11 protein-coding genes are annotated in these 12,392 nt (G+C 59.3%); all 11 read left to right on the top strand.

Going from position 1 to position 12,392, the window contains the following annotated elements; translation table 11 throughout:
- Positions 1–130 precede the first annotated feature (130 nt).
- Positions 131–1,576 carry a M20 family metallopeptidase gene (locus tag LB568_RS21415; protein ID WP_064993324.1) on the top strand — a complete coding sequence of 482 codons (1,446 nt, stop codon included), beginning with the start codon at positions 131–133 and terminating at the stop codon, positions 1,574–1,576.
- Between the two features lie 793 nt (positions 1,577–2,369).
- A complete protein-coding gene (gene alr / locus LB568_RS21410; protein WP_224655959.1) occupies positions 2,370–3,560 on the top strand; it encodes an alanine racemase in 1,191 nt (396 codons plus the stop codon).
- 100 nt (positions 3,561–3,660) lie between these two features.
- Entirely contained in the window at positions 3,661–4,473 is an 813-nt protein-coding gene (locus LB568_RS21405) for an ABC transporter ATP-binding protein (protein ID WP_064993326.1), read from the top strand.
- 44 nt (positions 4,474–4,517) lie between these two features.
- Entirely contained in the window at positions 4,518–5,300 is a 783-nt protein-coding gene (locus LB568_RS21400) for a transporter substrate-binding domain-containing protein (RefSeq protein ID WP_064993327.1), read from the top strand.
- Positions 5,301–5,473: 173 nt separating this feature from the next.
- Complete coding sequence (locus tag LB568_RS21395; RefSeq protein ID WP_198327675.1) at positions 5,474–6,187, top strand: ABC transporter permease; 714 nt, start codon at positions 5,474–5,476, stop codon at positions 6,185–6,187.
- The gene (locus LB568_RS21390; RefSeq protein ID WP_064993358.1) at positions 6,187–6,993 is read left to right on the top strand and encodes an ABC transporter permease; all 807 of its coding nucleotides are present in this window, start codon (positions 6,187–6,189) and stop codon (positions 6,991–6,993) included. The genes LB568_RS21395 and LB568_RS21390 overlap by 1 nt, the downstream gene beginning before the upstream one ends.
- Before the next feature lie 44 nt (positions 6,994–7,037).
- Positions 7,038–7,958, top strand: coding sequence for an arginase (gene rocF, locus LB568_RS21385; RefSeq protein ID WP_064993328.1), 921 nt, complete (start codon positions 7,038–7,040; stop codon positions 7,956–7,958).
- Positions 7,959–7,961: 3 nt separating this feature from the next.
- Positions 7,962–9,035 carry an ornithine cyclodeaminase gene (locus LB568_RS21380; protein WP_064993329.1) on the top strand — a complete coding sequence of 358 codons (1,074 nt, stop codon included), beginning with the start codon at positions 7,962–7,964 and terminating at the stop codon, positions 9,033–9,035.
- Positions 9,032–10,018 carry a citrulline utilization hydrolase CtlX gene (gene ctlX / locus LB568_RS21375; RefSeq protein ID WP_064993330.1) on the top strand — a complete coding sequence of 329 codons (987 nt, stop codon included), beginning with the start codon at positions 9,032–9,034 and terminating at the stop codon, positions 10,016–10,018. Before LB568_RS21380 ends, ctlX begins: the two co-directional genes overlap by 4 nt.
- A gap of 15 nt (positions 10,019–10,033) precedes the next feature.
- On the top strand, positions 10,034–10,837 hold the full coding sequence (locus LB568_RS21370; RefSeq protein WP_064993331.1) for a dimethylarginine dimethylaminohydrolase family protein: 804 nt from the start codon (positions 10,034–10,036) through the stop codon (positions 10,835–10,837).
- A gap of 469 nt (positions 10,838–11,306) precedes the next feature.
- Positions 11,307–12,188 carry a 50S ribosomal protein L11 methyltransferase gene (locus LB568_RS21365; protein ID WP_064993332.1) on the top strand — a complete coding sequence of 294 codons (882 nt, stop codon included), beginning with the start codon at positions 11,307–11,309 and terminating at the stop codon, positions 12,186–12,188.
- Positions 12,189–12,392 lie beyond the last annotated feature (204 nt).

Genomic DNA, 12,392 nt, shown 5'->3' with positions numbered 1-12,392 from the left:
TCGTCCATGCACGTCAACCTGGCCCGCATCCTGATGATCGTGTCGTATAGTGCCAATGCACTGATGACGGGGCGCCCCCTTACAGCCGAACGGTTCCAAATGCGCATTTGGACAATGAGGAGAACCGAACATGCATAACGATGGGCTGGGCGTCTATGAAATCGCCCGGCGCGTGGACACCAAGAGCGCCGACTACTGTGCGCTCAGCGACCGCATCTGGGCCATGCCGGAACTCGCCTTCGAGGAGCATCGCGCGGTCGCCGAGCAGATCGCCTTGCTGGAGCACGAGGGCTTTCGCATTACCAAAAAGCTCTGCGGCATGGCCACTGCCTTCGTGGCGGAACATGGAAGCGGTAGCCCAACAGTCGGTTTTCTGGGGGAGTTCGATGCGCTGCCGGCTCTCGGGCAAGTTTCGGGCATTACCGAGCGCATGCCTACCACGGAGGGCGCATCTGGGCATGGTTGCGGGCACAATCTTCTCGGTTCCGGATCTGCGCTCGCAGCCGTGGCCTTGAAGGATGCGCTTGCATCGGGCGCCATCGCGGGCACGGTGCGCTATTACGGCTGCCCGGCGGAAGAGAGCGGATCGGGCAAGACTTTCATGGCACGGGCCGGTCTCTTCGATGATCTCGATGCCGCCTTCTGCTGGCATCCAAACGTCGTCAACGAGGTGCAGTCCACCTCGTTTCTCGCGTGCATTCAGGCTAGCTTCCGCTTCACGGGTCAGGCGTCGCATGCGGCGGTTTCTCCCCATCTTGGCCGCAGCGCGCTCGACGCGGTGGAGCTGATGAATGTGGGCGTAAATTACATGCGCGAGCACATGGCCTCGGATGCGCGCGTCCACTATGCCGTTACGAATACGGGTGGCGATGCGCCGAACGTGGTACAGGCTTTTGCGGAATCACTCTACCTGGTGCGTTCGCCGCATTTGCCGGATGCAGAGCACCTGTTCCAGCGCGTCAAGAAGATCGCCGATGGCGCCGCGCTGATGACGGAAACCACCGTTGAGGTGCAGATCATGGATGCAAACTCGAACGTTCTGCCTAACAAAGTGCTGCAGGAGGTTATGTACGAAAACATGAGTCGCCTCGGCGGCCCGGGCTTCGACGATACGGATTATGCCTTCGCCGAACAACTGCGGAAGAACGCGTTTACGAACGAGGAGATTGTGGCGAGCGTTGCGCTCTACGACCGTTCGCTGGCGAGCCAGGTGCTGCATGACGGGCTACTTCCCATTCCTGCGCGCGAAGGGATGATGATGGGCAGCACTGACGTCGGCGACGTGAGCTGGATCGTGCCCACGGTTCAGTGCAGCACTGCCTGCTTCGCTATAGGTACGCCGTTCCACACTTGGCAGCTCGTCACGCAAGGGAATCTGCCAGCAGCCCATAAAGGAATGGTGCTCGCGGCGAAAGCAATGGCGACCACCGCGGCAGATTGCCTGCGCAATCCCGATCTTATCGCCCGGGCAAAAGCGGAATTGAAGGAGCGTACTGGCGGGCGACGCTACATTTGCCCAATTCCGCCCGAGATCACGGTCGACAACTTGCGCGGTAAGGCAGCGGCTTTTGCATAGGTGCAAGAAGACCTTACGCTCGGCGGCCTCGCTTGCAGAGTTTCATTATCTGGCGGACAACGCTCCGTCACAGTTGGGTTCATCAAGTTCCGCGAATGGCGTCGCAATGACATCGACTGTCTGCTGCGCCCCGGGGGTTAGCAGAACAGGGAACCGCAGCGCGTTCAAGCGATGAATGTCCCCAGGCCTTTCCTTCTCTGCGCTCGCGCAAATGGTCCGTATTGAAGTAGCGGTTCGCCTCGGCCACCTCTCATGAATTTCTCACCCCAGCTCTGCGCCAAGCTTCGAGTTTTTGGTTTTCCGCTTGGCGAACCACAGCGCTAGGCTAAGTCGTGCACATGCTATCCGTTGGGGCCGCACTTCCTGAACGCGCCCTGAGGGCCGGATGGCCGTCGGAGACCGCGAACTCGACATTGGCAAGTCCGCGCTGCTTGAGCCCTGTCGTGAACCCGCGCCTGTAATGGTGCTGTCACTCCCGTAGCCAGCTCGACCACCAGCACCTAGCGCAGCCCCCAGTCCATTCTGATCGCCCACAGCACCGCCTGGCTGGATGACCCGGCCAGGCGGGCCCGAAGCGCCGCGTCCATAATGAGGAACAAGCAAGGTGTCGGCAAGCCGTCGCTCAAAGATGCTTGCAGGCTGCTGATCAGGCCTGCCAGGCAGCAGCCCTGCATCGCGGAGCGTCATCCAGCCATTTGCCTGCCTCGTGTGTGTGGCCATATCAGTAAAATTAATAGGGTGTCACAAAAACTTAATAAATTGACGGTTTTGGCGATTCCTCGCATCGTTTCGCATGCAAACAAGCAATAAAAAGCGGTTGGGAAAAACGTCAGAACCTATGTGCGCGTTAACGTCTATTGCGACGGTGCAGAGCAAAAAGGCGGCGTCCCGGGAGGCCTGCTACGAGATCGACCTCGGCGCGATCAGGCACAATTACCGTCAGCTGCGTAGGCATCTTCCCCGGACAGTGAAGATTTTCGCCTGCTTAAAGCGCAATGGATATGGCTGTGGAGCGGGACCTGTCGCCCGCACACTGGCAACAGAGGGGGCTGACGGCTTTGCTGTCGCAACCTTGCCCGATGCTATGGCCATCCGGGAAATGGGCATCGATCTCCCGGTTTTGCTTTATCCCGGTCCCCTACCGACATCGGCGAAAACAATTGAAGCGCTCGGACTCACCGTTACCGTTTCCAGCCTCAATGAGCTGGAGTCCTGGCGCGCCGCCATGAGCGTCACCCGTATTTTCGTCAAGGCGGATCTCGGGTTCTTCAGGGCTGGGGCCACGCCGCAGGAGATAGGCCGGCTTCTCGCAGCCGCGCACGTCTGCAACGACGTTGAAGTACAGGGGCTCTACGCCCATCTCAGCGAGCTGCCCACATCAGTGACTTCGGATGCTAGCGAGCAATTTTCCCGCCTGCAGCGGATTCTACAGGATGCCGAGGCGTCCGGCACCCGTCCCCCGATCATTATGATGTCGAGTACTGCCGGTGTGCTTCGGCATCCCGCGATGGATCTCGATGCCGTCGATCCCGGGGCCCTGTTTATCGGTCTTCCCGAGACGGATCGACCCATGCGGGCCGTCACCCTGCGGCCGGCGCTCAAGGCCATTTCGACATGCCTCGTTTCCGTCAAGCGGATCGACGCTTCTCTCGGTCCTATACCAGACATACCCGGTTTTCGGTCGGGAATGACCATCGGCGTCCTAGGTATGGGGTGGGGGGATGGCCTTCCGCGTCACGTGCCAGCCCAGGCCGAGGCGCTGGTGAGGGGGCAGCGCGCGCGCCTGCTCCCTCCCGCGCATCTCGAGCACCTGCGCATCGATCTGACGGACGTGCCTGATGCAAGATTTGGCGACCAAGTGCTCCTGCTCGGACAGCAAGCGCACCAGACCATCACTCACGAGGAAGTCGCCGCTCAATGGGGCACGGACCTCATCGGTCTCTATGCCCAGCTCCGCGACCACATCCCGCGCGTCTATGTCTGAGACATTGGCGCAGAAATAGAGGAAACGAAATGAAGGCGCTCAGAACAGTGCTGTTGGTCTCGCCCTTTCATGTTGTGCTCGGCGATACAGGCGCACAGCAATGACGGCCACGATCATGGCAATTCCTCGCCACGCGGTGACGGACACGGCCGCGGAGGCGATCCATGTCGAGGACTTGCACAAGAAGTTTGGCGCCCTTCATGTGTTGAAGGGGGTCTCGCTATCTGCGCGCGACGGCGATGTGGTGGCGATTATCGGGGGCAGCGGCTCCGGCAAATCCACTTTACTTCGCTGCATCAACTGCCTGGAAAACCCCACCAGCGGCGTTATCAGGGTGAACGGCGAGGAAATACGTCTCAAGCCTGACGGAAATGGCAGCACCCTCCCGGCGGACCGAAAGCAGATTGAACGTGTACGTTCCCGGCTCGGCATGGTCTTTCAGAGCTTCAATCTCTGGACCCACATGACCTTGATCGAAAATGTGATCGAGGTTCCGGTCCATGTGCTTGGCGTCAAGCGTGAAATGGCGATCATCGAAGCCGAGAAACTGCTTGCGAGAGTGGGGCTTCTGGAAAAACGGCACGTATACCCGGCATTTTTATCCGGCGGACAGCAGCAGCGCGGCGCGATCGCGCGCGCTCTCGCGGTCCAGCCACGCGTGATGCTCTTCGACGAACCGACTTCATCACTCGATCCCGAACTCATCGGTGAGGTTCTGGGCGTAATCGGCGATTTGGCCCGCGAAGGTCGCACCATGATCCTGGTCACGCATGAAATGAAATTTGCCCGCGAGGTCGCGACCCGCGTGGTATTTCTCCACGAGGGCCGCGTCGAGGAAGAAGGGCCACCAGACGCAATCTTCGGATCTCCGAAATCGGAGCGGCTTCAACAATTCATCCGCAGAGTGGGCTAGCGCCTGAAAAACAGACTAAACCATCTGACTTATAGGGGAAAACAATGAGAATACTTTCCAAATTGACGGCCGCAGCGGCAATCTTCTGCGCATCTACTTTGATGGCGCAAGCTGAACAGGTGAAGGTCGGAATCGCGGCCGAGCCCTACCCTCCATTCTCGTCCCTGGACGCCTCTGGAAAATGGGTCGGCTGGGAAATTGAGATCATTGATGCGATCTGCGCCGAGGCAAAACTCGATTGTGTCATCACTCCGGTCGCCTGGGACGGGATCATTCCTTCCCTGACGTCAAAGAAAATCGATGTCATCATGAGTTCGATGTCAATCACAGAGAAGCGCAAGAAGACGATCGATTTCTCCGACAAGTACTATAGCGATAACGGGTACACGATTGCCGGTCCCAAGGGCGTTGCAGTGGATCCTACCCCTGAGGGCCTCAAGGGCAGGATCCTCGGTATTCAGGTCTCGACCAATGCCGAGGTCTATGCCAGCAAGCATTTCAAAGACAGCTTGGCCGAGATGAAGACGTACCAGACACAGGATGAGGCCAACCAGGACTTGGTCGCCGGCAGGATCGACGCCATTCTGGCTAGCCCGCTTACCATTGATCAATTCATGAAGACTGACCAGGGTAAGGCCTGCTGCGAGATAAAGGGCAAGGTTGCCAATGACCCCGAGATTTTCGCGCCGGGCGCGGGCGCGGGTCTGCGCAAGGGAGACACCATGCTCAAGGAAAAGATAAACGCCGCAATCAAGGGGATTCGCGCGAACGGGAAGTACAATGAAATTACGAAAAAGTACTTCTCATTCGACATTTACGGCGAATGACAGACGAAATTCTCCTGTTACGTAGACCCTCGAAATACTTCTGCCTGTTGAGTCGGAGGCAGGCGGCCTCCTTCGTCACGCACCAGTGAACGGCAGGCTCTTGGCGAGGGTCAATCCTCAAGGTGGAGGCGTTCTTGACCGATTCTGTCTTTTTGTCGCTGGCGCAGACCAGCATGTTCGAGTTGCTTGCACCTACGCCGCCTGGCTGGGGCGGAAATCTGGTTCGCGGATTCATTAATTCAATTGGGATCGGTGTCGGCGCATTCGCCTTGGGATTGGTTATTGGCATTGGCGGTGCTTTTGGCAAGCTTTACGGCGGACCTGTGCGCCGCGACTTGCTTCAAGTCTACACCACCCTCATCCGCGCGGTACCGGAACTTGTGCTAATTCTGCTTATCTATTTCGCGGTTCCGGACCTGATCAACCGCCTCCTGGAAACTCTCGGTTACGGACGGATCGACGTCAGCGGGCCGATGGCAGGCATCGTTGCGCTCGGCTTCGTACAGGGCGCGTACGCAACGGAGGTGCTGCGCGGCGCGATCCTCGCGGTGCCGCAAGGCCAAATCGAGGCCGGGCGAGCCTTTGGTATGAACCCAAGGATGCTGATGCGACGCATTACTCTGCCGGCGATGCTGCCCTTCGCGATCCCGGGTCTCGCAAATCTCTGGCTGGTTGCGTTCAAAGGCACAGCACTTCTGGCCGTTGTGGGCTTCAATGAACTGACTCTGGAAACACGGCAGGCTGCGGGCACTACAAAGGCCTATTTCACCTTCTTCATGGCCGCTGGCGTGCTTTATCTACTGCTCACTTTGATCTCCAACGTCCTCATCGGACGGGTCGAGCATTGGGCAAGGCGCGGCCGGCAGCCGATAGCGGAGAGCCGCTGATGGCCTATTTCACGACTGTTGCGGCAAACTGCCGCCCATTCGCACGGTTGGAGCCACACCGCGTCGTATTGATCGTGATCGGCCTTGTCTTGATCACCGCAGCAGCCGTCTTCATGCGTTGGGACTGGTTGGCCGACTACTACATGCTTGCGATTGCTGGTTTATGGCGTTCGATCTGGATCCTCATCGTGACCTGCGTCTTCGGCTTCGTTCTGGCATTGCCACTTGGGCTCGCTCAAGTAGTGGGCCCTAGTTGGCTCAGTCTTCCAGCGAAAGCTTTCTGCACCGTCATTCGAGGCACACCGTTGCTTCTGCAAATTTGGCTGCTCTATTACGGGCTTGGCTCGCTCTTCCCGCAATATCCATGGATTCGCGAATCCGATATCTGGCCTCTCGTTCGCCAGGCGTGGCCATACGCTGTACTGGCTCTAACGCTGTCCTTCGCAGGCTATGTAGGCGAGGTTATGCGCGGTGCTTTTGCCGGCGTGCCGAGCGGCCAGCTCGAGGCGGGACGCGCTTTCGGTATGAACCGCTGGAAGCTTTTTCGCCGGGTCTGGTTGCCGCAGGCAATCCACAAGGCGTTGCCCACGTTGGCCGGTGAAACAGTAATGCAACTCAAATCGACACCGCTCGTCGCTACTATCACGGTTGTCGACCTTTATGCAGTTTCAGCTCGCGTTCGCCAGGATACATTGGTGATATACGAGCCATTGCTTCTGCTTGCATTGACATACATGGTTCTCACGGGATTGCTCGTATGGATTTTCAGCCGTATCGAGGCTCGCATCCCGGTTCGAGTGGGGTGACGCGCCGAACCAGCGCGCTGCCAGCAGCAATAGGGAGCGGCGACATGCTGTGTAGGATCGTTGGCGCGGCGGTCCAGGACGGGGCCGGACGCATGGGCTGTGATATGGGACCGAGCGCGTTGCGCGCCGCGGGACTCGCGCAGGCGCTGACGGAACTCGGCCATGAAGTGGAGGACGCAGGGGCGGTCGCGCCCGGACCGCTTCCGCCCGTGGCGCATGAGAACCTCGGCCTGAAGGCGCTGCCGCAGGTCTCGGCGTGGACCGGAGCGATCGCCGAAGCTGCCTATGCGGCGAGCCGAGAAGCAATGCCGATCTTTCTCGGCGGCGATCACAGTATCTCTGCCGGCACGCTGTCCGGAGTTGCCCGTCGTGCCAAGGAGTTGGGCCGGCCGCTCTTCGTGCTTTGGCTGGATGCCCACCCGGACTTTCACACGCTCGACACTACGGTCAGCGGCAACTTGCACGGCGTCCCGCTCGCCTACGCCAGCGGGCAAAAAGGCTTTCACGGCTATTTCCCAGACCTGCCAGCTGCGGTCGATCCGGCGCGCATCTGCACGCTTGGTGTGCGCAGCGTCGATCCGGCCGAGCGTGAGGCGCTGAAACTCGCCGGGGTGACAGTCCACGACATGCGCATGATCGACGAGCACGGGATCGCTCCTCTGCTACGCGCTTTTCTCCAGCGCATCCTGGCTGAGGACGGCATGCTTCATGTCAGCCTGGACGTCGATTTCCTAGACCCGTCAATCGCCCCGGCCGTGGGCACGACCGTGCCGGGCGGGGCGACCTTCCGCGAGGCGCATCTGGTGATGGAGATGCTGCACGATTCCGGCCTCGTCACCAGCCTCGATCTCGTCGAGCTCAACCCCTTCCTCGACGAGCGCGGCCGCACCGCGATCCTGATGGTCGACCTCACCGCCAGTCTAATGGGCCGCCGCATCATGGACCGCCCGACAAGGAACCACTGAACCATGCCCGAGAAGCTAAACATCGTTCCCTTCGTGAGCGTGGACAATATGATGAAGCTGGTTCTGACGATCGGCGTGGAGCGCTTCCTGACCGACCTCGCCGGCTATATCGAGGAAGACTTCGGCCGCTGGGAGCTGTTCGACAAGACGCCGCGTGTGGCGTCCCACAGCGTGGACGGCGTCATCGAGCTGATGCCGACGAGCGACGGCGAAACCTACGGCTTCAAATATGTCAACGGCCATCCCAAGAACACGCGCTCCGGCCGCCAGACCGTCACCGCCTTCGGCGTTCTGGCCGATGTCGGAAGCGGCTATCCAATGCTGCTCACGGAGATGACCATCCTCACCGCGCTCCGCACCGCGGCCATGTCGGCGGTCGCGGCGAAGCATCTCGCGCCGAAGGGCGTTCGCACCATGGCGATCATCGGCAACGGCGCACAGTCCGAGTTCCAGGCGATCGCCTTCAAGGCCATCGTCGGCGTCGATCGACTGCGCCTCTACGACGTCGATCCTGCTGCCACGCGCCGCTGCGCGAAGAACCTCGCCGGCATCGGCCTGGACATCACCGCCTGCGCCTCCTCGCAGGAGGCCGTGGAAGGCGCCGATATCATTACCACCGTCACCGCCGACAAGCAGTGTGCCACCATCCTTACAGACAACATGGTTGGCCCCGGCGTCCACATCAACGCGGTCGGCGGCGACTGTCCAGGCAAGACCGAACTGCACCGCGACATTCTTCTGCGCTCCGACATCTTCGTGGAATACGCCCCACAGACCCGCATCGAAGGCGAAATCCAACAGCTCGCGCCCGAGCACTTGGTGGTCGAGCTCTGGCAGGTGATCGCCGGCAACGAGCCCGGCCGCCGCGACGAGCGCCAAATCACTTTGTTCGATTCCGTGGGCTTCGCGATCGAGGATTTTTCGGCCCTGCGCTATGTGCGCGACCGCCTCAAGGACACCGGACTCTACGAAGAACTCGATCTCCTCGCCGACCCGGATGAACCCCGCGACTTGTACGGCATGATCCTGCGCGCCGCCCAACCGGCTCCAGTGCGGCTGAGCGGTGCATTGGGATGAGCAAAGTATCCATGCAGGCGCCGAGGGCCGTCGTGATGATCCGCCCTCATCACTTCACGCCGAATCCGGTCACTGCGGCAGACAATACGTTCCAGGTGCGCGATGAAACGCGGAAGCCGGATGATCTGGTCGCTCTGGCATATCAAGAAGCCACGCGTATGGCGGACGGCCTCGCTGAGGCCGGGATCACTGTCCACCTCTATGAGGATGAGTCGGCCGCAACACCCGACTCCGTCTTTCCGAACAACTGGTTTTCGACCCATTCTGGCGGGCATGTCGCGATCTATCCGATGTACTCGGAGAATCGAAGGCAAGAGCGCCGGACCGACATCATCGAGATGCTCAAGGCTGAGTACCGGGTTCAGGATGTCATCGATTATTCCGGCCTCGAGAAGGACGGGGTCTTCCTCGAAGGGACCGGTGCGATGGTGCTCGACCACATTGCCCGTGTCGCCTACGTGGTGCGTTCCAACAGGGCAAACGAGGTTGCGCTCGAACGGTTCTGCACGCACTTCAATTTCGAGCCAATGATCTTTGACGCAGTCGATCGCAGCGGCAAGGCGGTCTATCACACCAATGTCCTGATGTGCGTCGGCACCGATTTCGCGTTGTTAGGGGCGCAGTCGATCCCTGATCCCTGGCGGCGGCGGGAAGTCGTCGCGAGGTTGGAGGAAACCGGTCGTCAGATCGTGGAGCTTTCGATCGAGCAGATCGAAGACTTCGCCGGCAATGCCATTGAACTGGAGGGCACGGATGGTCGCATTGTTGCCATTTCCGGGCGAGCACATGCGGCGCTGCAGGCGAAGCAGATATCGGCAATCGAGCAGTCCGCGCGACTATTGCCGTTCGATGTCTCGACAATCGAACTCGCGGGTGGATCGGTCCGGTGCATGCTTGCAGGGATTCACCTGTCGAAGCGCAGGGCGCAGCCCGCACAGACGTCATTCACCGCCCAAGCAAGCCGCACAGCGAAACACTACTGACAAATAGGATTGGAAATGTCGCAAACCAGATCGGTCTATCAGTTCAACTCGGCAATCGTTCGCGAACCCTCGATCTCGGTCGTCAACGGCCTACGCGCCGATGATCGGGGCGGTCCTACCTATGAAGGCGTCAAGGGCGAGCACGACGCATACGTTGCGGCCTTGCGGCATGCAGGTGTCGAAGTGAGCGTCCTGCCGTCTCTTGAGGCCTTTCCAGACTCCCTGTTTGTCGAAGACCCGGCGCTCGTTTTCACCGGGGGCGCCATCCTGCTCCGTCCCGGCACGCCAAGCCGGGTCGCCGAGACCGCGGAGATCGCGCCGATCCTGCGCGATATGTTCGACACCGTGCTAGAACTCCCTACCCCGGGACAAGCGGACGGCGGGGATATCATGTACACCCCAAATAGCGTCCTGATAGGCCTTTCCGATCGCACCGACAAGGCCGGGGCAGAGGCCCTTGTCTCCTGTATCGAGCAACTCGGCGGGAAGGCCCAGATTGCCGAGACTCCGAAAGGCGTTCTGCATTTCAAGACGGCCTCCTCGCTGCTCGACGATGAAACCGTGATTTCGACCGCTGCCCTCGCGAAGGCTTCCGTATTCAAGGAATTCCGCCAGTTCATCGTCCCGGAAGGCGAAGAGCCTGCGGCGAACGTGCTGCGCGTCAACGACATCGTCATGGTCAGCGCGGGCTACCCGCGCACGATTGAGATGCTCGAAAAGGCGAGTTACAAGGTCGTGCCTCTGAAGACCGCCGAGATCGAGAGGATCGATGCCGGGCTTTCCTGTATGTCGCTGCGCTGGTACCGGGATTGCAGGTAGGTCATTCAACCCCCCTTGTTACCCCAGACGTCTAGACGACAAACAGAACTCGTGCTTTCCCCTCGATCGTGATTGTCGCGCCGCCACGCTTTCTCTCCGGGTAAAGCGACGGAGTATTCGGCGACACGCTCGAGGCTCGGGGCGACTACCAGCTAAGGAACTCAGGCCGAAAGATGACCGTGTCGGGGATTCGACAAATCGGCACTGAGTTCAGGTACCCGGCGCATTCCCAAAACTGGTGCAGACTCACGCACTCTTTGTAGGCGACGGAATTGGCAGGCCGGGTCTCTAGCGCTTGCGTGCCTTGGCACCATTCTTGCTGCTTCCCCTTCGCAAGCTGCAACACTCATTCGCTCGTCTCAGAGGATTGACAGGCAGCCCTACAATGCGCGCGACGCCCTCGATCGCTGTTCGCGATGAGATCGTTGGCTTTTATTCACCCACCATAGGGGTTTAGAGGGTATTAAAAATGCACGAAATCCCATCCCGCGCTCACGCAGATTCCCAGGTTCCCAACTGGCATTTCAGAATGATGCGCGACTCCGCACGAAATGCAGCAATAGAGGCGGCCATTGCATCCTGTAATCTCAGAGGAAAGACCGTCGTGGAAATCGGGACCGGGGCTGGCCTTCCGGCGATGCTCTTCGCCAGGCATGGCGCCCGAAAGGTATTCACATGCGAGATGGATGAGCGAATTGCTGAGGCGGCGCGGGAGATTATCCGGAACAACGATTTGCAGGATCGCATCGCGGTGATTGCAAAGTCCTCAAGGCAAGCAATTCTGGACGGCGACCTTCCTTCGGCGCCTGACATAATTTTTACGGAAACATTGGATTCTGGGGTAGTTGGTGAGGGATATGAATCGATAGCGGAAGACATCCGCCAAATCGCCAGTCCTGCTACAGTAGTGATGCCATATCGGATTCAGCAATTCGGGTTCCTCTGCACCGACGTGCAAGCCTTTGAGGAAAATTCCGTCTTTAACCAATGCGGATTTGATCTTTCGGGATTTAACCTGTTTGCTGAACGTTCATATTTCTCGGTGATCCAGACGCTACACGATCCGGTATGTCTCTCGCCAACCGTGCTTTTCAGGAGCTATGATTATCTAGACCCAAGCGCTCTGGACCCGGTAGAACACCAAGTTACCGTTCACAGTTCTGGCCTCTGCCATGGAATGACCTCATATTTTGTCGCCCAATTTGGGAAATTTCTCATCTCTTCTAGGGAGCGGAAGAGTCATTGGCGAACGGCTTTTCACCCTCTACGAGTACCTATGCCGGTCGAATCTGGGCGGAGATATTATTTGAGAGGCGATAAATCTGGGTCGATCGATTTGGTTTCGACATGAAGTTCAGGGCAAGCGACAAGCGGCTCTTGGTTCATGTGTGAAGGTTCTGCTGACAGGGCGGCTGCAGGGGGGCTGGTGATGCTAACGTTACCTGATCCCCCGTGAGCACAGGCCATCACGATCCAGTATTGAATATACGACCTCTGACCGGACCTTTTACCGGGCAGACTCGGCTACCGCTCCGCCTGTTTGGGTCGCATGCTG

Source organism: Mesorhizobium sp. B263B2A (assembly GCF_020165775.1).
Lineage (GTDB): Bacteria > Pseudomonadota > Alphaproteobacteria > Rhizobiales > Rhizobiaceae > Mesorhizobium > Mesorhizobium opportunistum.
The sequence above is the reverse complement of the archived record's forward strand: the minus strand, read 5'-3'. Positions and strand labels throughout refer to the sequence as shown.

Coding starts and splice junctions, on each gene's coding strand:
- LB568_RS21380 (WP_064993329.1), top strand. CDS start 7,962: ATGCCCGAGAAGCTAAACATCGTTCCCTTCGTGAGCGTGGACAATATG.
- LB568_RS21405 (WP_064993326.1), top strand. CDS start 3,661: ATGACGGCCACGATCATGGCAATTCCTCGCCACGCGGTGACGGACACG.
- LB568_RS21395 (WP_198327675.1), top strand. CDS start 5,474: ATGTTCGAGTTGCTTGCACCTACGCCGCCTGGCTGGGGCGGAAATCTG.
- ctlX (WP_064993330.1), top strand. CDS start 9,032: ATGAGCAAAGTATCCATGCAGGCGCCGAGGGCCGTCGTGATGATCCGC.
- LB568_RS21370 (WP_064993331.1), top strand. CDS start 10,034: ATGTCGCAAACCAGATCGGTCTATCAGTTCAACTCGGCAATCGTTCGC.
- LB568_RS21365 (WP_064993332.1), top strand. CDS start 11,307: ATGCACGAAATCCCATCCCGCGCTCACGCAGATTCCCAGGTTCCCAAC.
- LB568_RS21400 (WP_064993327.1), top strand. CDS start 4,518: ATGAGAATACTTTCCAAATTGACGGCCGCAGCGGCAATCTTCTGCGCA.
- alr (WP_224655959.1), top strand. CDS start 2,370: ATGCAAACAAGCAATAAAAAGCGGTTGGGAAAAACGTCAGAACCTATG.
- rocF (WP_064993328.1), top strand. CDS start 7,038: ATGCTGTGTAGGATCGTTGGCGCGGCGGTCCAGGACGGGGCCGGACGC.
- LB568_RS21390 (WP_064993358.1), top strand. CDS start 6,187: ATGGCCTATTTCACGACTGTTGCGGCAAACTGCCGCCCATTCGCACGG.
- LB568_RS21415 (WP_064993324.1), top strand. CDS start 131: ATGCATAACGATGGGCTGGGCGTCTATGAAATCGCCCGGCGCGTGGAC.